At 64.7% G+C, this 19,786-nt stretch carries 13 protein-coding genes and 1 pseudogene; 9 read left to right on the top strand and 5 right to left on the bottom strand.

Going from position 1 to position 19,786, the window contains the following annotated elements:
* Both ABZE94_RS11230 and ABZE94_RS11225 read right to left on the bottom strand, forming a co-directional pair.
* Window positions 1-1,004, bottom strand: a pseudogene (locus tag ABZE94_RS11230) (RHS repeat protein); the annotation flags it as partial.
* 18 nt (window positions 1,005-1,022) lie between these two features.
* A complete protein-coding gene (locus ABZE94_RS11225) occupies window positions 1,023-2,669 on the bottom strand; it encodes a DUF6531 domain-containing protein (protein WP_372875604.1) in 1,647 nt (548 codons plus the stop codon).
* 490 nt (window positions 2,670-3,159) lie between these two features.
* Here ABZE94_RS11225 and ABZE94_RS11220 point away from each other — a divergent pair, with 490 nt between their 5' ends.
* Together ABZE94_RS11220 and gspD are read left to right on the top strand one after the other, a co-directional pair.
* Window positions 3,160-3,771 (top strand): type II secretion system protein N, encoded by a 612-nt coding sequence (locus ABZE94_RS11220; RefSeq protein WP_372875603.1) that lies wholly within the window; start codon window positions 3,160-3,162, stop codon window positions 3,769-3,771.
* A 4-nt stretch (window positions 3,772-3,775) separates the two neighbouring features.
* On the top strand, window positions 3,776-5,707 hold the full coding sequence (gene gspD, locus ABZE94_RS11215) for a type II secretion system secretin GspD (protein WP_372875602.1): 1,932 nt from the start codon (window positions 3,776-3,778) through the stop codon (window positions 5,705-5,707).
* Window positions 5,708-5,822: 115 nt separating this feature from the next.
* Here gspD and ABZE94_RS11210 read toward each other — a convergent pair whose 3' ends face one another.
* Both ABZE94_RS11210 and pap read right to left on the bottom strand, forming a co-directional pair.
* Window positions 5,823-7,007 (bottom strand): acetyl-CoA C-acyltransferase, encoded by a 1,185-nt coding sequence (locus ABZE94_RS11210; protein WP_372875601.1) that lies wholly within the window; start codon window positions 7,005-7,007, stop codon window positions 5,823-5,825.
* Between the two features lie 148 nt (window positions 7,008-7,155).
* The gene (gene pap, locus ABZE94_RS11205; RefSeq protein ID WP_372875600.1) at window positions 7,156-8,643 is read right to left on the bottom strand and encodes a polyphosphate:AMP phosphotransferase; all 1,488 of its coding nucleotides are present in this window, start codon (window positions 8,641-8,643) and stop codon (window positions 7,156-7,158) included.
* A 281-nt stretch (window positions 8,644-8,924) separates the two neighbouring features.
* Here pap and mnmC point away from each other — a divergent pair, with 281 nt between their 5' ends.
* The 3 genes from mnmC (at window position 8,925) to ABZE94_RS11190 (ending at window position 11,814) form a co-directional block, all read left to right on the top strand.
* Window positions 8,925-10,907, top strand: coding sequence for a bifunctional tRNA (5-methylaminomethyl-2-thiouridine)(34)-methyltransferase MnmD/FAD-dependent 5-carboxymethylaminomethyl-2-thiouridine(34) oxidoreductase MnmC (gene mnmC, locus ABZE94_RS11200; RefSeq protein ID WP_372875599.1), 1,983 nt, complete (start codon window positions 8,925-8,927; stop codon window positions 10,905-10,907).
* An 80-nt stretch (window positions 10,908-10,987) separates the two neighbouring features.
* On the top strand, window positions 10,988-11,548 hold the full coding sequence (locus ABZE94_RS11195) for a DUF3365 domain-containing protein (protein ID WP_372875598.1): 561 nt from the start codon (window positions 10,988-10,990) through the stop codon (window positions 11,546-11,548).
* Window positions 11,545-11,814: a metal-sensing transcriptional repressor gene (locus ABZE94_RS11190; protein ID WP_372875597.1), complete on the top strand. Its 270-nt coding sequence runs from the start codon at window positions 11,545-11,547 to the stop codon at window positions 11,812-11,814. The genes ABZE94_RS11195 and ABZE94_RS11190 overlap by 4 nt, the downstream gene beginning before the upstream one ends.
* Window positions 11,815-11,865: 51 nt before the next feature.
* Here ABZE94_RS11190 and ABZE94_RS11185 read toward each other — a convergent pair whose 3' ends face one another.
* Window positions 11,866-12,339: a MarR family winged helix-turn-helix transcriptional regulator gene (locus tag ABZE94_RS11185; protein WP_372875596.1), complete on the bottom strand. Its 474-nt coding sequence runs from the start codon at window positions 12,337-12,339 to the stop codon at window positions 11,866-11,868.
* Window positions 12,340-12,452: 113 nt separating this feature from the next.
* Between ABZE94_RS11185 and ABZE94_RS11180 the strand changes: the two genes are divergently transcribed.
* From ABZE94_RS11180 to ABZE94_RS11165, 4 genes are all read left to right on the top strand, one after another.
* Entirely contained in the window at window positions 12,453-14,222 is a 1,770-nt protein-coding gene (locus ABZE94_RS11180) for an N-acetylglutaminylglutamine amidotransferase (RefSeq protein WP_372875595.1), read from the top strand.
* Window positions 14,223-14,367: 145 nt separating this feature from the next.
* On the top strand, window positions 14,368-16,104 hold the full coding sequence (gene ngg, locus ABZE94_RS11175; RefSeq protein WP_372875594.1) for an N-acetylglutaminylglutamine synthetase: 1,737 nt from the start codon (window positions 14,368-14,370) through the stop codon (window positions 16,102-16,104).
* A gap of 32 nt (window positions 16,105-16,136) precedes the next feature.
* Entirely contained in the window at window positions 16,137-17,327 is a 1,191-nt protein-coding gene (locus ABZE94_RS11170) for an osmoprotectant NAGGN system M42 family peptidase (RefSeq protein WP_372875593.1), read from the top strand.
* A 90-nt stretch (window positions 17,328-17,417) separates the two neighbouring features.
* Window positions 17,418-19,786: sensor histidine kinase (locus ABZE94_RS11165; protein ID WP_372875592.1), on the top strand; the 2,369-nt coding region annotated here is incomplete at its 3' end.

Below are 19,786 nucleotides of genomic sequence, written 5' to 3'. Positions count from 1 at the left end.
TGCACGTTGAGCGCTGGCTGGGCCGGGTATTGACGGGCGATCAGACGATTGAGGGCGTCGTAGCTGTAGCTGGTGACCACGCCGCGCGCATCGGTCTTGCTGATCACGTTGCCGGCGGCGTCGTGGCTAAAGGTGGTGGTGCCGCTGTCCGGGCTGGTCTGCTGGATCAGGTTGCCCAGGCCGTCGTACTGGTACTGGGTGGTGACACCGCGCGGGTCCTGCACCTGGGTCAGGTTGTCCTGAGCGTCGTAGGCCAGGGCGGTGACGCCATTGAGCGGGTCGGTGTTGGCCACCAGGCGATCGAGGGCGTCGTAGCTGCTGCTGGTGCTGTTCTGCTTGGGGTTGGTGCTGAGCGTCGGGTTGTCGTTGAGGTCGTAGCCGTACTGGTGGGTCTGGCTCTGGGCGCCAACACTGCGTAGCAGTCGGCCCAGTTCGTCGTATACCCAGGTTTGCTGTTGGGTCAGGCTGCTGGAGGCATCCTTGAGACGTTGCGCCGTGCGGTTGCCCATGGCGTCGTAGTCGTACTCGACCTTCTCCCCCAGGTTGTTGGTGATCGCGGTCAGGCGCCGCGCACCGCTCCAGGTGTATTGCAGCCAGCTGCCGTCGCCACGGGTGACCTTGGTGATCTGGCCGATGGCGTCGTGCTCGAAACTGGTGGTGCTGCTAGCGCTGCTGACCGAGGCCAGCCAGCCCTGTGCGGTGTAGCTCAGGTCGCTGGAGACGCCGTTGGCGTCGGTGAGGCTTTGCGGGTTGCCGTAGCTGTCGAAGTTGGACAGCTGGGTGATGTGGCCGAGGGCGTTGGTCACCTGGGTCAGATGGCCCTCGGGGTCGTAGCTGTAGCTGGTGATGTCGGCGACATCGGTGCGCGGGCCATTGGCGGTCTCGACCAGGCCCAGGCTGTTGTAGCTGTAGCTCCAGCTGCGTTCGACGGCCTGTACGCCGGAAACGCCCAACATTGCCGCCAGGGCAAGCGAGAGCAGGCTTGCGCGATGCAAAGTCTTCATCGGTCAGTTCCTTCTGAATTAGAGCTCAGTGATGATCTGGCTGAGCTGATTTCCTTGGGCGTCATATTCGAACTGCAGCACGCGCTCGGGCTCGGTGATGGTTGCCGGCAGATAGAGTGTTGGGTGCCATTCGGTGGTGACGGTGCGCGCCTGCGCCGTGCCGGCCGCTTCCGTGCGAGATGTCTCCAGACCTCGGTCGTTGTAATCGTAGGCGGTGACGTAACCCTTGTTGTCAGTCCGGGTCTTGATCAGGCCACGGCTGTCATAGGTAAAGGTGGAGTTGCTGCTCGGGCAGTTGGGTGATGCCGCGCCAGCCAGTGCGGTGATGCGCTTGGCTCCGGCGATGGTCTGGAAGGTATAGGTGGACTGCTTGCCCAGCGGGTTGGTGACCGTGGTGGAGACGTTGCTGTTGTAAGTGAACAGGTATTTGCTCTGCACCCCATTCAGTTCATTGCGAATCACCCGCCCCTGAGCATCATAGGCCCAGGTGACGTAGCGAATGTTGCGCTCATCGGTGATGCCGGTGAGCCAGCCGCCTTCGCGAGTGTCCTCGTAGTGGTAGGTGCGCGAAAGGCTCTGCCCGCCTTGCGTGCGGGTTGCCTTGGTCACGCGCCCAGCGGTGCTATAGGTGTAGGCCACCTGTAACGTGCCCGCCGCAACCCCGGTCAGGCGCTTGGCCGTGTTGAAGGTCAGGGTCATCGTCCGGACCAGCGAATCGGTGACCACAATGTTGTTGGTGCCGTAGGTCAGGGTTTCGTAGGAGCCGTTGGCGCGGTCGATACGGGTCAGCTGGCCCGCCATATTGAAGTGCAGGTGTTCATTGTAGGTGTTGTCATATCGCCAACCGTAGGCCGTCTGCTCCAGGCGGCCGAGCTCCTTAGGCGAGGCGGTGGCAATGCCGCCGGAAATAGTGAACAGGCTCTCGCGGCCATCGGTATTGATCAACATCGCTTTGCTCGGCGAGAGCTTCAACTTGGTCGAATAGCTGTGGGTCCAGTTGGCGGTCTTGCTGTTGTAGTAACGAGCAAAACGCATCTGGGATCCCGGCTGGCCGGGGTAATCGATCTCGATTTGGTAGCTGTTGCCGTTGGACACGTTGACCGGGTCGCCTTGCTCCATGCTGGGTGTTGCCGAGCTGGCCAGTAGCGGCTGAGCCGACTGCACGGGACAAGTGCCCGGTAGATCGGGGCTACCTATGCCAGGGGTCTCCGGGCAAAGCAGTTCGGCGGGGCGGTCGTAGAATACTGGCCCCGCAAATACATCGAAGTGGGTCTGCTTGGCAACGGCGTAACTGGTGGCAGCAACGCCATCGACCGAACCAGTGAAGTTGTCGTGCAGCAGCACTGCATGGGTTTTGCACGTATTGGGGAACACGCGCTTCATGTTGGCGCTGCTTGTCTTGAGGGTCTCCAGCATCTGATCCGGGGTGTACCAGACACTGGAATCTAGCCACTTGATGACCTTGCCGCCAGAGCACTGAAGGTTTGCAATTTGGTAGAGGTACTGCCCCGAACCATTCGGGGTTTGCGGGGCGGCATAGACTTCGGTACCAAAGTAGCTGACCCCACCAGTCGTACAGTTAGCTGCTGCGAATGCGGACTGGTGGGCGAAGGCACAGGCTGAAACAACGAGGGCGAGGCTGAGCCCGCGAGAGGAACGATCCATGTTCTGAATCCTGCCGTGGATTAGGGGTGATGCGTAGCGTAGAGCCAGGGTTAAAGGTTTGCCATGAGGTAAATGAGCACAAGCACGCAAAATTCATTATCGGCTGAGCTAATCAGCTGCTGAGCCGCCCTGCAAATTGAAAGCATTCTGACATCACGAACACAAGTAGCACTTCTGCAAAATGGCAGTCAGTTTTTACTGGCGTGACCGTGCCGTTAAATGGGCCCCTCCAATATGCCCTGCGGTCAGAAAACGCCAATGCAGGTGATTTAACACCGATGGCTCCGCCGGTTCATTGCTATAAATTGCTCGCCGTAGAGCGACAACAGCACGCCATCCTGAGCGCATCGCACGGCGCACGCTGCAACACACCACCCAGGTGGGGGCTGGCAAATCCCTCTCAACTGTCTATGATCGGCGCGCGCCCCCCGCCGTAAAACTCAAACTTTCAGGAGTGCCGCCCTTGCCTTTTTCGGCTGCTCGCCGCTGGATGCAGCTACATGTTCCGACCCTGACCGCCGCCGTCGTGGTGCTGGCGATGAGTGTCGGCCTGGCCTGGCAGACCGTCGACTGGCTGCGCTTCTTGCGCGCACCGGTGCAAGACAGCACGCCGAACAACGCGCAGCAGCCAGCCCCCACCTCCAGCCTACAGCTGACACACCTGTTCGGTGCCAGCAGCCCAGCCAGCACCGCTCCCGCACCGCCCACCAGCCTGCGCCTGACCCTTTTGGGCAGTTTCGTGCATGCCGACCCTGCGCGTTCCAGCGCGATCATCGGCAGCGCAGGCCAGCCGCCGCAGCGGTTCTCCATCGGCAGCGAGATCACCCCTGGCGTGCACCTCGATGCGGTGCATGCCAACCACGTCGAGCTGCTGCGCGGTGGCCGCCGGGAGACCCTGGCGTTCCCCCGCAGCCGCTCCGATCAATCGATCCAGACCTCGGCGCAACCGGCAACGGACAGCCTGAGCCAGCTCGATGAGCTGGAAAACCATGACCTCACGCAACTGCGCGAACGCATGGACGCCCTGCGCCAGCAGATGGAGGCGTCCGGTAGCGTACCGAGCGATACCGAACCCAGCGATCAGACCACGGAAAGCGACTGAACCGATGACCCCGATTCTCCCGCGCCTCACCTTCGCCCTGCTTGCCGCCGGCCTGGCCCTCGGCCCCCTCCCTCTGCATGCCGCCATCGACCCGGTCGCCCCCAGCGCCAACCAACAGGAAGAAAGCTGGACCATCAACCTGAAAGGCGCCGACATTCGCGAATTCATCGAGCAGATCGCGCAGATCACCGGCGAAACCTTCGTCGTCGACCCACGGGTCAAAGGCCAGGTCAGCGTGGTGTCGAGCACGCCACTGACCCTGAGCGAGGTCTATCAGCTGTTTCTCTCGGTGATGGCCACCCATGGCTTCAGCGTCATCACCCAGGGCGAGCAGGCGCGTATCGTGCCCAACGCCGAGGCCAAGGCCGATGCGGGACAAGGCCCGGCAGCGCCGGATCGCCTGGAAACCCGCCTGATTCAGGTGCAGCACGGCTCGGTAACCGAACTCATCCCGTTGCTTCGCCCGCTGGTGCCGCAATATGGCCACCTGGCCGCCGTCACCTCGGCCAACGCCATCATCATCAGCGACCGCAGCGCCAATATCGCCCGCATCGAAGATCTGCTGCGGCAACTCGACCAGACAAGCGATCGCGATTACAGCGTGCTCGACCTGCAGCATGCCTGGGTCATGGATGCCGCCGAACTACTCAATAACACCCTGGAGCGTGGCCAGGCCAAAGGCTCGGCCGGCGTCCGGGTGATCGCCGACTCGCGCACCAACCGCCTGATCATCCTCGGCCCGCCGGCCGCGCGTGCCAAACTGGTAAAGCTGGCGCAATCGCTGGACAGCCCGACCAGCCGCTCGGCCAATACCCGGGTGATTCGCCTGCGCCATAACGACGCCAAGGCCCTGGCCGAAACCCTCGGTGAGATCTCCGAAGGGCTGAAAGCCCAGAGCGGCGGCGAACCCGCCGGCAAACCGCAGAATACTCTGATTCGTGCCGACGAAAGCCTCAATGCCCTGGTGCTGCTGGCCGATCCGGATATGGTAGCGACCCTCGAAGACATCGTCCGCCAGCTCGATGTGCCACGCGCCCAGGTGATGGTCGAAGCGGCCATCGTCGAAGTTTCCGGCGACATCAGCGATGCCCTTGGCGTGCAGTGGGCGGTGGATGCCCGCGGCGGCACGGGTGGCCTGGGCGGGGTGAATTTCAGCGGTACCGGACTCTCGGTCGGCTCGGTGCTGAATGCGCTCCAGGAGGACACCCTGCCGAGCAATCTGCCGGACGGCGCCATCATCGGCCTCGGCAGCGACAGCTTTGGCGTGCTGATCACCGCGCTGTCGGCCAATACCAAGAGCAACCTGTTGTCGACCCCCAGCCTGCTGACCCTGGATCACCAGAAAGCGGAGATCCTGGTCGGGCAGAACGTTCCCTTCCAGACGGGCTCCTTCACCACCAGCGCCTCGGGGGCGGACAATCCCTTCACCACCATCGAACGCCAGGACATCGGCGTGACCCTGAAAGTCACCCCGCACATCAACGAAGGCGCCAGCCTGCGCCTGGAAATCGAACAGGAGATCTCCTCCATCGCCCCCTCCACCCAGGGGATCAATGCAGTGGACCTGATCACCAACAAGCGCTCGATCAAGAGCACCATCCTCGCCGAAGACGGCCAGGTCATAGTGCTGGGCGGGCTGATTCAGGACGACGTGACCCAGACCGATTCGAAAGTGCCGCTGCTCGGCGATATCCCCCTGCTTGGCCGCTTGTTCCGCTCCACCAAGGACACCCGCATCAAACGCAACCTGATGGTGTTCCTGCGCCCCACGGTGATCCGCGACGCCGCGGGCCTGGCCGCGCTCTCGGGCAAGAAGTACAGCGATATCCGCGTGCTCGGCGACGTGCGCAGCGACTACAGGCCCGGCATCCTGCCGAAAGACTCCAACAAACTCTTCGATCGCGACAGCACGTCGGCCATCGACGTGCGCAAGTAGGGTCTCGGGGACGCCGACTGTTGCTTGCCGAAAATCGAAGTCGCTTTGCGCGCTGAACAAAAAAACCGCGTCCAACGACGCGGTTTTTTTGTGGCCAGGCCCTGCCGGCTGCGCTTCAGCGATAGGCCTCGAACAGGCCGGTCGCGCCCATGCCGCCACCCACACACATGGTGACGATGCCATAACGCAGGTTGCGCCGCTGCAGCTCGCGCACCAGATGACCGACCTGGCGCGAACCGGTCATGCCGAACGGGTGGCCGATGGAAATCGACCCGCCATTGACGTTGTACTTGTCGTTGTCGATACCCAGGCAATCGCGGGCATACAGGCACTGCGAGGCGAAGGCTTCGTTGAGCTCCCACAGGTCGATATCGGCAACGCTCAAGCCCTTGGCCTTGAGCAGCTTCGGCACCGAGTACACCGGACCGATGCCCATTTCGTCCGGCTCGCAGCCGGCGACGACGAAGCCGCGGAAATAGGCCTTGGGTTCGAGGCCCAGCTCCAGGGCTTTTTCCAGGCTCATGACCAGGGTCATGGAGGCGCCATCGGACAACTGCGAGGCGTTGCCGGCCGTTACCGAGCCGTCGTCGGCAAATACCGGCTTGAGCGCGGCCAGGCTTTGCAGGGTGGTGTCGGCACGGTTGCAATCGTCGCGCTCGACCACGCCCTCGACGATGCTCTTCTCGCCGCTGGCCTTGTCTTCGACCAGGTACTTGACGCTCATCGGCACGATTTCGTCGTCGAACAGGCCTTCGGCCTGAGCCCGCGCAGTGCGCTGCTGGCTCTGCAGGGCATAGGCGTCCTGGGCGTCGCGGCTGACGTTGTAGCGCCGCGCGACGATCTCGGCGGTCTGGCCCATGGGGTAATAGATCCCCGGCACATCCTTTTGCAGGATGGGGTTGAACAGGTTGTCGGTGTTCATGCTTTTCATGGTCATGGTGATCGATTCGACACCACCGGCGACGATGATCTCGCTGCAACCCGAGGCGATCTGGTTGGCGGCGATGGCGATGGCCTGCAGACCCGAAGAACAGAAGCGGTTGAGGGTCATGCCAGCGACCTGGGTGCCCAGGCCGGAGAGTACCGCCACGTTGCGGCCGATGTTCATGCCCTGGGCGCCCTCGTTGGAGCCGGCCCCGACGATGCAATCCTCGACCAGCGCCGGATCCAGGCCGCTGCGCGCCAGCAGCGCATTCACGCAATGAGCCGCCATATCGTCCGGACGGGTCTGGTTGAACTTGCCACGGAAGGATTTGGCCAGGCCAGTCCGCACGCTATCGACAATCACCACTTCACGCATGACGCACCTCATTGTTGTTGACGTTGGATAGGCCAGCAGAATAAGGCTGGACAATCACGGCCTGCGACGATCATTCACCAGCCATATGCGCGACCATCTTCCGCCGGCGTCAAGGGTTCCGCTGCAAGGCCGGGCGACAACACGCCGCTCAGTCCTTGGCGAACGCCGCCTCCAGCGCCTCGTTGAGGGTGCGCAACACCTTGACCCGGGCGAAGCGCTTGTCATTGGCCTCGATCAGGGTCCAGGGCGCGATCTCGGTACTGGTCCGGTCGACCATGTCGCCCACGGCATCGCGGTACAGCGGCCACTTCTCGCGATTGCGCCAGTCGTCCTCGGTGATCTTGAAGCGCTTGAAAGGCGTCTGCTCACGCTCCTTGAAGCGCTGCAACTGAGTTTCCTGGTCGATCGCCAGCCAGAACTTGACCAGCACCACGCCGGCGTCGGTCAGTTGCTCCTCGAAGTCGTTGATCTCGCCATAGGCTCGCAGCCAGTCCGCCGGGCTGCAAAACCCCTCGACCCGCTCCACCAGCACCCGGCCGTACCAGGAGCGATCGAACATGGTGAACTTGCCGCGCGCCGGGATATGCCGCCAGAAACGCCACAGATAGGGCTGCGCGCTTTCCTCGTCGGTCGGCGCCGCCACCTGCACGATGCGGTACAGGCGCGGATCGAGCGCCGCCGTCACCCGGCGAATCGCGCCGCCCTTGCCGGCCGCATCGTTACCCTCGAACACCGCCACCAAGGCATGCTTGCGCATGCGCTTGTCGCGCAGCAAACCCGACAGCCGCGCCTGTTCGCCGACCAGTTGCTCGTTGTAGTCATCCTTGTCCAGCGCCTGACTCATATCCAGGCTGTCGAGCAAGCTCAGATGATCCAGACTCGACGTCGGCGGCGGCGCATGGGGCTGAGCCTGCGACTGGCCACTGGCTTTGAGCGCCGCTTGCAAGCCATCGAGGAGAATTTGCCCGACCGTCAGGCTGCGGTAATTCTCGTCCACGCCTTCGACCACATACCAGGGCGCAAATTCACGACTGGTGCGGCGCAGAACCCGCTCGCCGAACCGCACATACTTGTCATAGGTCTTCGACTGCTGCCAGTCCAGCGGGCTGATACGCCAGCTGTGCAAGGGGTCGTCCTGCAACGACTTGAGGCGCGCCTTCATCTGCTTCTTGGACAGGTGGAACCAGAACTTGAAAATCAGCGCGCCCTCGTCACAGAGCATGCGCTCCAGCGCCGAGGCCGCATCGATGGCCTGATCCAGTACGGCATTCTTGAAATTCCCGTGCACCCGCCCCTGCAACATCTGGCTGTACCAGTTGCCGAAGAAAACCCCAATGCGCCCCTTGGGCGGCAGCTGCCGCCAATAGCGCCAGGCCGGCGGCCGGGCCAACTCCTCGTCGGTTTGCTGATCGAAGGTGCTGACCTGGATCAGGCGCGGGTCCATCCACTCGTTGAGCAGCTTGACCGTCTCGCCCTTGCCGGCCCCCTCGATCCCGCAGAGCAGAATGATCACCGGAAAGCGCGCCTGCTGGCGCAACTCGTACTGCGCCTCCAGCAATGCCTCGCGCAACGCCGGCACGGCGGCGTCGAAGGTGGCTTTGTCGATGGCATGACCAATCTCGGCGGACTCGAACATGACTAGCTCCCTGATCTGATCAGCAGAGCCTAGCGGATCGCACGAGCTAGAGGGTGAGCCATGTGCCGTTGCCCTGCAGATTGCGCGGCGCCAGCAAAGCATCTCGCCGGCCCTCCCACAAAGCAGCCAGCAGCGCATGCTCTTGTAGGAGCTGCTTCAGCTGCGATGGCGGACAACGTCCGCCACACATCAACAGCAGCGCGCCGAGTCGGCCGTCCGACAAAGCCGCGATGCTGACAACCGCGTTAGAATGCCCGCCTGCTCAATCTGGTGCCCTCGCCATGCCCGACGCCCCGCACGACCTACCCGATACCCAACCCGCGCAGCTCGACTGGGATGCCGAGGGGCAGCCGTTATCGCGGCTGTTCGGCGATGTCTATTTCTCCAACCAGAACGGCCTGGCCGAAACCCGCCATGTGTTTCTCGCCAATAACGATCTGCCGGCGCGTTTCAGTGCCCTGGGCGAGGCTGAGCAGCTGGCGATAGGCGAAACCGACTTCGGCACCGGGTTGAATTTTCTCTGCGCCTGGCAGCTGTTCGAGCAGCAGGCGCCCGCGGGCGCACGGCTGCACTTCGTCAGTGTCGAGAAATACCCGCTCGACTACGCCGACCTGCAGCGCGCCCTGGCCTTGTGGCCGGAGCTGGCGCCCTTCGCCCACGAGCTGCTGGACCAGTACGTCGCCCTGCACCCGGGCTTTCAGCGCCTGATCTTTGCCGGCGGACGGGTCATCCTGACCCTGCTGATCGGCGATGCCCTGGAACTGCTCCCGCAACTCGACGCGCGCATCGACGCCTGGTTTCTCGACGGTTTCGCCCCGGCGAAAAACCCGCAGATGTGGACCCCGGAACTGTTCGCCGAACTGGCCCGGCTAAGCGGGCCCGGCACCAGCATCGGCACCTTCACCAGCACCGGCTACGTGCGTCGACGCCTGAATGACGCCGGCTTCAAGATGCAGCGCGTGCCGGGCCTGGGCAGCAAGTGGGAAGTACTCAAGGGCCAGTTCATCGGCAGCGCTACGGGCGCCGGCAAACCCTGGTTCGCCCGCCCAGCGCAACGCCACAGCCAACGCCAGGCCCTGGTCATAGGCGCGGGGCTGGCCGGCTGCGCCACTGCGGCCAGCCTGGCGGCCCGCGGCTGGCAGGTGACCCTACTGGAACGCCACGCAGCTATCGCCGAGGAAGCCTCGGGCAACCCGCAAGGCGTGCTCTACCTCAAGCTGTCGGCCCACGGCACGGCGCTGTCGCGCTTGATCGTCAGCGGCTTCGGCCATACCCGCCGCCTGCTCGAACGCCTGCACAAAGGCCGCGACTGGGACAATTGCGGGGTACTGCAACTGGCCCTCGACACCAAGGAGGCGCAGCGCCAGGCGCAACTGGCGGCCGCCTTCCCCGGCGATCTGCTGGTCAACCTCGACCAGGCCAGCGCCGAAGCCAAAGCCGGCATCCGCCTGCCGGCCGGCGGGCTGTTCTACCCGCAGGCCGGCTGGGTCCATCCGCCGGCGCTGTGCCGGTTGCTGGCCGAGCAGCCGAATATTCGCCTGCAACTGCACCAGGAGGCGCTGCAATTGCGCCGCGACGGCCAAGCCTGGCAGGCCTGGAACGACACACAGCTACTCGCCAGTGCCGCCGTGGTGGTGCTGGCCGGCGCCGCCGAGATCAAGCGCTTCCCCTACAGCGCCGAGCTGCCGCTCAAGCGCATTCGCGGGCAGATCAGCCGGGTACCGGCCACCGCGCAGAGCACGGCGCTGCGCAGCGTGGTGTGCGCCTCGGGTTATATCGCCCCGGCGCGCCTGGGCGAACATACCCTGGGCGCAAGTTTCGACTTCAAAAGCGACGACCTGACACTCAACAGCGCCGATCATGCGGACAATCTCGCCCTTCTCGAAGAAATCTCCAGCGACTTGGCCGAACGCCTGCACAGCGCCCAGCTCGACCCGGCACAGCTTGAGGGCCGCGCCGCCTTTCGCTGCACCAGCCCAGACTACCTGCCCATCGTCGGCCCCCTGGCCGATCGCCCGGCCTTTCTCGAGGCCTACGCGGTGCTGGCCAAGGATGCCCGCCAGCTGCCGGATACCCCCTGCCCCTGGCTCGACGGCCTGTATATCAACAGCGGCCACGGTTCACGCGGGCTGATCACCGCGCCCTTGTCCGGCGAACTGCTTGCCGCCTGGCTCGATGCCGAACCGCTGCCCGTGCCCCGCGATGTCGCCGAGGCCTGCCATCCCAACCGTTTCGCCCTGCGCCGACTGATCCGCGGCCAATAGTCGCAACCCGGACGCGGCGCTTGCCTGCACTCAGGCCCCACGCATACCCTACGGGGTATACAGACACGGAGTGACACCGCATGCGCCTGTTCCTCGTACTCGCCGCCCTGCCGACGCTGGCCTGGGCCGCTCCTGCTGCCGACCTGGCCAGCCTCGAACGCGAAGCCGCCGGCCTTATCCCCCCCTTCCAGCAACAGCTGATGCAGACGGTGAAAACCGCCGTCGCGGCCGGTGGCCCGGTGCAGGCCGTGCAAGCCTGCCAACTGCTCGCGCCGACTATTGCCAAGGAACACAGCCAGCAGCCCTGGACGGTCGGGCGCACCGCTCTGCGCCTGCGCAACCCGGACAATCAGCCGGATGCCTGGGAACGTCAGGTACTGGAAGACTTTTTACAGCGGCAAAGCGCCGGCGAAGAGCTGACGCAGATGAGCGCATCGGCAGTCGTCGACGGCGAGTTCCGCTACCTGCAAGCCATCGCCACCGGAGAGCCATGCCTGGCGTGTCACGGCCAGGCGATCAAACCCGAGGTGGCGGCACAGATCGAACAAGGCTACCCCGAGGACCAGGCCACCGGCTTTAGCCTGGGCGAACTGCGTGGCGCCTTCACCCTGCGCCGCACGCTGACGAAGGCGACACCATGAGCGAACAGACCCGCGCCGCCCACCAAGACGCCATGCTCAAGCGCCTGGCCCGGGTCGAAGGGCAGATCCGCGGCATCCAGGCAATGATCCGCCGCAGCGAGGACTGCGAAGCCATCGCCCAGCAATTCGCCGCCGCCCGCAAGGCGCTGGACAAGGCCTACCAGGAGATGCTCGCCTGCCTACTGGAAGAAGCCGTGCTCGACCCCGAGCATGACCCCGGTGAAACCCTGGCCCGGGTTCGCGCCATTTTCACCAAGTACACCTGAATGCTGTAAGAGACCCCGCGCTGTCGTTCGGCGGCACTTCCCACCGCTGGCTCACTCCATCTCGCCACACAATTCCGCCGCACGCAGCAGCGCGGCGGTCAGGCTGTGCCGCTCCCAATCCTTGAGCGCGGCGAAGCGCTGGCGAAACTCCGGCGGCAGCAGGGTCGGCGCTTGCCGGACCAGTTCGCGACCGGCCTCGCTGAGCAGCAGCCACTGGCGGCGGCGATCCTGATCGTCGCGCTGCCGCTGCAACAGGCCACGCTCCTCCAGACGATCGAGCATGCCCGACAGCGTCGCCGCCGTCAGGCTGACCCGTCCGCTCAAGTCGCTGGCGGTCAAGCGTGCCTCGCCGGCCAGCACCTGGAGGATCATCAGTTGCATGGGCGTCAGCCCGCCGAAACGGGCCAGGCGCTTGGCGTGCACCTCGCCGGCCTGCTGCAGGCGCCTGAGCGACTGGAAAATCGGCAGATCGAGCGCCATCACAGATGACAAATCTATTTCAGCAGAAACTATTTTATCGGCCATAGACGCCTTCCAAACCCAGATCAACGCTTTGACATGAAATCATTCTTTTGTTTACCTGTAAAAGGCTCGACAAGCCCCGAGCACTCCCCAACGGCCACACCGGTAAGGAATTTATGTGCGGAATTGCTGGAGAACTGCGCTTTGATCAACGGCCGGCCGATCTGGCTGCGGTCGAGCGAATCACCCATCACCTGGCCCCGCGCGGCCCCGATGCCCACGGCTTTCACAGCCAGGGCCCCATCGCCCTCGGTCACCGCCGCCTGAAGATCATGGACCTGGCCGAAGCCTCCGGCCAACCGATGATCGACAGCGAACTCGGCCTGTCGATGGTATTCAACGGCGCCATTTATAACTACCCGGAACTGCGCAGCGAGCTGCAAGCCCTCGGCTATCGCTTCTTTTCCGCTGGCGACACCGAGGTGCTGCTCAAGGGCTACCACGCCTGGGGCAAGGATCTGCTGCCCAAGCTCAACGGCATGTTCGCCTTCGCCGTGTGGGAGCGCGATAGCCAGCAACTCTTTATCGCTCGCGATCGCCTGGGGGTCAAACCGCTGTATCTGTCACGCAGCGGCCAGCGCCTGCGCTTCGCCTCCAGCCTGCCGGCGCTGCTGCAGGGCGGCGACATCGGCAAGGCGCTGGACCCGATCGCACTCAACCATTATCTGAATTTCCATGCCGTGGTACCGGCGCCGCGCACCATTCTCGCCGGCGTCGAGAAACTGCCAGCGGCCAGCTGGATGCGCTTCGACGCCCAGGGCAACTGCGAACAGCAGAGCTGGTGGCGCCTGGACTATGGCCCGCGTCGCGATGAAATCGCCTTCGGCCTGGACGACTGGTGCGAGCGCGTACTCGACGGCATGCGCGAGGCGGTGTCGATCCGCCAGCGTGCGGCAGTGGAGGTCGGCGTCCTGCTGTCCGGCGGGGTCGATTCGAGCCTGCTGGTCGGTCTGTTGCGCGAGGCCGGGGTGGAGCAGCTGTCGACCTTCTCCATCGGCTTCCAGGATGGCGGCGGCGAGCGCGGCGACGAGTTCCAGTATTCCGACCTGATCGCCGAATGCTTCGCCACCCGCCATCACCAGTTGCGCATCGGCGAAAACCAGATTCTCGAACAATTGCCCGCCGCCTTCCGCGCCATGAGCGAGCCGATGGTCAGCCACGACTGCATCGCCTTCTACCTGCTGTCGCGCGAGGTGGCCAAGCACTGCAAGGTGGTGCAGAGCGGCCAGGGCGCCGACGAGCTGTTCGCCGGTTACCACTGGTACCCGCTGGTGGACGGCGCCGAGGATGCCTTCGCCGCCTACCGCCAGGCCTTCTTCGACCGCGACCACGACGAATACGCCGAATGCGTGCAGCCCGCGTGGCTGACCAACGATGCGGCTGGTGACTTCGTTCGCCAGCACTTCGCCCAGCCTGGCGCCATCGCCGCGGTGGACAAGGCGCTACGCCTGGACAGCACGGTGATGCTGGTCGACGACCCGGTCAAGCGGGTCGACAATATGACCATGGCCTGGGGCCTGGAGGCGCGCACCCCGTTCCTCGACTACCGCTTGGCGGAACTATCGGCGCGCATTCCGGGTCGTTTCAAGTTACCGGACGGCGGCAAGCACGTGCTCAAGGAAGCCGCACGCCAGGTGATCCCGGCGGCGGTGATAGACCGGCCCAAGGGCTACTTCCCGGTGCCCGGCCTCAAGCACCTGGAGGGGGCTACACTGGGCTGGGTGCGCGACCTGCTGATCGACCCGAGCCAGGATCGCGGGCTGTTCAACCCGGCCATGCTCGACCGCCTGCTGAGCGACCCCGATGGCCAGCTCACGCCGTTGCGCGGCTCCAAGCTGTGGCAAATGGCGGCGCTCAACCTGTGGCTGAGCGAGCAAGGCCTGTAGCACAGGACGTCGGAACGGCCGGGCTCCGGTCGATCCGAGAACCAGCAAGAGCGGCCGTAGCCCGGATGCCATCCGGGGATGTCACGACCCCATTCACGCCCCGGAACCCATCCGGGCGCTGCAGACAGCAAAGGACACTTCTCCAATGCGAGCCACTGCCTTCAATCAACGTCTTCTGCGCGGCCAGGCGCCCTCCTACGAGCGCCTGCAAGCCCGCTTCGCCGAGGATAACGGTGCCGAGCCCTGCAACCACCTCGCCGTGCACTGCGGCTGGGGCCGCCTGCTGATCGGCCACACCTACCCCGATGCCGCCGAACTGGCGCACGACCTGCTGGCTGAACAGTCGGGCGAACGCGATATTGCCCTGTACGTCGCGGCCCCGCAGCAGGTGCTGGCGCAGGCGCCGCAACAGCTGTTTCTCGACCCCTCGGACACCCTTCGCCTGTGGTTCAGCGACTACCGTCCGGCGCACAGCGGTTTTCGCGGCTACCGCATCCGCCGCGCACAGCACGCCGAGGACTGGCAGGCGATCAACTGCCTGTACCAGATGCGCGGCATGCTGCCGATCGACCCGGGCAAACTCACCCCGCGGCATCAGGGCGGACCGGTGTACTGGCTGGCCGAGGACGAGGACAGCGGCGCTGTGATCGGCAGCGTCATGGGCCTCAATCACCACAAGGCCTATCGCGACCCGGAGCACGGCTGCAGCCTCTGGTGCCTAGCGGTCGACCCGCGCAGTAGCCGGCCCGGGGTCGGCGAGGTGCTGGTGCGCCACCTGATCGAACACTTCATGAGCCGCGGCCTGAGCTACCTCGACCTCTCGGTGCTGCACGATAACCGCCAGGCCAAGGGGCTCTATGCCAAGCTCGGCTTTCGCGAGCTGCAGACCTTCAGCATCAAGCGCAAGAACAGCATCAACCAACCGCTGTTCCTCGGCCCCGGCCCCCAGGCCGAGCTCAACCCCTACGCCCGGATCATCGTCGACGAGGCCCTGCACCGCGGTATCGAAGTGCATGTGGACGACGCCGAGGCCGGGCTGTTCACCCTCAGCCACGGCGGTCGGCGCATCCGCTGCCGCGAATCGCTGAGCGACCTGACCAGTGCGGTGAGCATGACCCTGTGTCAGGACAAGCGCCTGACCCACCGCACCCTCAGCCGTGCCGGCCTCAGCCTGCCGGCCCAACGCCTGGCCGGCAGCGCCGAAGAGAACGCCGCCTTTCTCGCCGAACATGGCAGCCTGGTGGTCAAGCCGGTCGACGGCGAACAGGGCCAGGGCGTCGCGGTCGACCTGCGCAGCTCGACCGAGGTGCAGGACGCCATCGAACGCGCCCGCGCCTTCGACAGCCGGGTGCTGCTGGAAAGTTTTCATCAGGGCCTTGACCTGCGCATCCTGGTGATCGGCTTCGAGGTGGTCGCCGCAGCCATTCGCCGCCCGGCCGAAGTGATCGGCGACGGCCGTCACTGCATCGGCGACTTGATCGACGCCCAGAGCCGCCGCCGCCAGGCGGCCACTGCTGGTGAAAGCCGCATTCCCAAGGATGCGGAAACCCTGCGCACCCTGCATGCCGCCGGGGTCGACTACGCCAGCATCCTGCCCCAGGGCCAGCGCCTGGCCGTGCGCAAGACCGCCAACCTGCACACCGGCGGTTGTCTGGAGGACGTCAGCGCAATTCTCCACCCGGCGCTGGCCGAGGCGGCGATTAAAGCCGCGCGCGCCCTGGACATCCCGGTGGTCGGCCTCGACCTGCTGGTGCCGGCGGCCGACCAGCCCGAACATGTATTTATCGAAGCCAACGAACGCGCCGGCCTGGCCAACCACCAACCGCAACCGACCGCCGAACGCTTTATCGACCTGCTGTTCCCGCTCAGCCAGGTGGACTGAAGCAACATACCTGTAGGAACCAGGAGACTGCCATGCAGCAACTCCCCGAACCCAACCTCGACTACCTGCAAAAAGTCCTGCTGGAAATGCTCGCCATCCCCAGCCCGACCGGTTTCACAGACACCATCGTGCGCTATGTCGCCGAGCGCCTGGAGGAGATCGGCATCCCCTTCGAGCTGACCCGCCGCGGGACCATTCGCGCCACCGTCAAGGGCAAGCAGAGCAGCCCGGATCGCGCGGTATCGACCCATCTCGACACCATCGGCGCCATCGTCCGTGAGGTGCAGAACAACGGCCGCCTGGGCCTGGCCCCGGTCGGCACCTGGTCCAGCCGCTTCGCCGAGGGCAGCCGCGTCAGCGTCTTCACCGAATCCAGCGTGATACGCGGCAGCGTGTTGCCGCTGCTGGCCTCCGGACATGCCTTCAACACCGAGGTTGACCAGCTGCCGATCAGCTGGGACCACGTCGAACTGCGCCTGGACGCTTACTGCGCGACCCGCGCCGATTGCGAATCCCTGGGGATTTCGATAGGCGATTTCGTCGCCTTCGATCCGCTGCCGGAGTTCACCGAGAGCGGCCATATCAGCGCCCGACACCTGGACGACAAGGCCGGCGTCGCCGCCCTGCTCACCTCACTCAAGGGCATCGTCGAGAGCGGCGCCGAGCTGGAGATCGACTGCCACCCGCTGTTCACCGTGACCGAGGAAGTCGGCTCAGGTGCAGCGGCGGCGCTGCACTGGGACGTCAGCGAGTTCGTCGGCGTGGATATCGCACCGGTCGCCGAGGGGCAGGCCTCCAGCGAGCACACGGTCAGCGTGGCCATGCAGGACTCCGGCGGGCCCCACGACTACCACCTGTCGCGCCAGCTTCTGCGCCTGGCCCGCGAGCATGACATCCCGGTGCGTCGCGACCTGTTCCGGTTCTACCACAGCGACGCGCAGTCGGCGGTCGGCGCCGGCCACGATGTGCGCACCGCCCTGATGGCCTTCGGTTGCGACGCCACCCATGGCTACGAGCGCACCCACATCGACAGCCTGGTGGCCCTGACCCGTATGCTCAGCGCCTACATGCTCAGCCCGCCGGTATTCACCAGCGACGCGCAACCGGCCAAGGGTTCGCTGGAGCGTTTCAGCCATCAACTGGAACACGATGCGCAGATGGAAAGCGAAACCCGCGTTCCGACCGTCGACAGCCTGCTCGGCCAGCGCGACAAGGACGCTTGAAGGCCAACCCACATCCGGGCAAAGTGGCGGGCATGGGATGACGGCGTGGCGTGCTTCACGCGCCCCAGTATCGATAATGGGGGGCGCGGGATGCCGCGGATGTGCCTGGCAGTACTGTTGCTCTGGCTGTGTGGCCCGGCCTGGGCGTTATTACCCGTCGAACTGGATAAACCGGAGCTGCGCCTGTCGCTCGGTGCCGCCATGGGTTACCTGCAAGACCCGGATGGCAGCCTGACTCTCGAACAGGTCAACGCCCTGGGCGACGATCGCTTCGAAATGGTTCGCGGCGAGCACGTCAACCTCGGCAAGAACCGTTCGGTCTGGTGGTTCAAGGTGCGCCTGCACAACAGCCTTGCGCAGGCGCTGGCTGGCTATCTGGAAGTCAACTACCCGCTGCTCGATCATATCCAGATCTATCTGAGCGACAGCGACGGTGACTGGCGCATGCAGGAGAGTGGCGATCGCTACGCGTTCACTCAGCGCCCAGTCCAGGTGCGCAACTTCTGGTTTCCAGTAACCCTGACCCCGGGCGACAACAGCCTGCTGGTGCGCGTGGACACCAGCAGCACGGTCTTCGTACCGCTGTTCTTCAGCACCCACAACGCCAGCGCGGCCGCCCAGGAAAACCTCATGGGCCTCAATGGCGCCTTCTACGGCGTGCTGTTCGCGATGCTCTGCTACAACCTGTTCCTGTTTATCTCGCTACGCGAACCGGCCTATTTCTGGTACCTGGTCTACAGCCTGAATATCGGCCTGTTCAGCGTCAGCTTCGACGGCCTGCTGTTCAAATTGCTGCCGCACTACATCGACCTGCAGTCGATCGGCATCTACATCCTGATGTTCCTTCACTGCCTGAGCGCCAGCCAGTTCAGCCGCCACTTCCTGCATACCCGGCAGTACTTTCCGCGCCTCGACCTGGGCCTGCGCCTGTTCATGCTGGCCACGCTCGGCTGCCTGCTGTCGCTGCCGCTGATCGGCCTGCCGGCCTGGAACATGCTGGCCAGCCTGACCGTGCTGGCGGTGTCCCTGGTGCTGCTGCTCAGCGGCGCCTATGTCTGGCGCCGAGGCTTGCGCTACGGCTCCTACTACATCCTCGCCTGGGGCATATTGCTGGTCTCGTCCATCATCGCCACCTCGGGATCGCTGGGGGGTGAACTGTTCGGCCTGTATGGCGCCGCGGTGGTCAAAGTGGGCGTGGCTATCGAGCTGATCACGCTGTCCATCGGCCTGGCCGACCGCATCAACATCCTCAAGGAAGAGGGCTTCCAGTCACGCCGTGCAGCCGAACAAGCGGCAATCGAAAACCAGGCCAAGAGCCGCTTCCTGGCCATGATGAGCCACGAGATCCGCACCCCGCTCAATGGCGTGCTGGGCATGTTGCAACTGCTGCGGGAAACGTCGCTGGATCGCAGCCAACGCTTCTATGTCGACACCATCTCCAGCTCCGGCAGCTCCTTGATGGCGGTGATCAACGACATCCTCGACTACGCGCGGATCGAATCCGGCAAACTCAGGCTGGAACATATCGACTTCGACCTCGAACAACTGACCTCCGACACCCTCAGCCTGTTCACCGGGCAGGCGCTGGACAAGCACCTGCGCCTCTACATCAGCCTCGACGCGGGCGTGCCGCAACGTATGCGCGGCGACCCGACCCGACTCAAACAGGTACTGATGAACCTGCTGAGCAATGCCCTGAAATTCACCGACGCAGGCCATGTCGGGGTGAATGTCTGCCGCCGTAGCGACTCACTCGGCCAGGCCCATCTGGTGTTCTCGATAAGCGACAGCGGCGTCGGCATCAACCCGCAGCATCAGGCCCGGCTCTTCGAATCCTTCTCACAGGGCGACTCCAGCACCACCCGACGCTATGGCGGCAGCGGCCTCGGCCTGGCCATCAGCAAGGAGCTGGTGGAAATGATGCACGGACGTATCGAAGTTCAGAGCACGCCAGGCCAAGGCACCCGCTTCGCCTTCGACATCCCCCTCGACGACGAGGCAGGCGAGGCCGATTCCCTGGGCCTGCTGCTCAAGGGCCGCCCCGCCCTGCTTTGCTCGCTCGACGGCCTCGGCCTGGACGCCCTGAGCCGTCTGCTCGGACGCTGGGGCATGCGCACCGAACACTGCCTGAACCCGGACAAACTGCACAACTACCTGGAAGACTTCGCCGCCGCGCCGCTGCTGGTATTGATGTCGCCCTGGCCCGGCAGCGCCGACCACTGGCTGGACTCGCTGCGCCCTCACCTGCAGCCCGGCCAGCGCATATTGCTGCTCTGCCCACCGCAGCAATGCCAGCAACTGCCATCCAGCACCAACCTGCGCCTGCTCAGCCTGGCGCAACCGCTAACAGTCAGCGCCTTGCGCGACACCCTAGCCGAGCTCTATGCAGACCCCCGCGCCGCCGTGCGCGGCCTGCAGCGGGAAGCCTCCCCCGACCAGGAGGCAGCAGCCCCGTGCAT

The sequence above is a fragment of the Pseudomonas sp. genome (genome assembly GCF_041601375.1).
In the GTDB taxonomy this organism is placed as follows: domain Bacteria; phylum Pseudomonadota; class Gammaproteobacteria; order Pseudomonadales; family Pseudomonadaceae; genus Aquipseudomonas.
The sequence above is the reverse complement of the archived record's forward strand: the minus strand, read 5'-3'. Positions and strand labels throughout refer to the sequence as shown.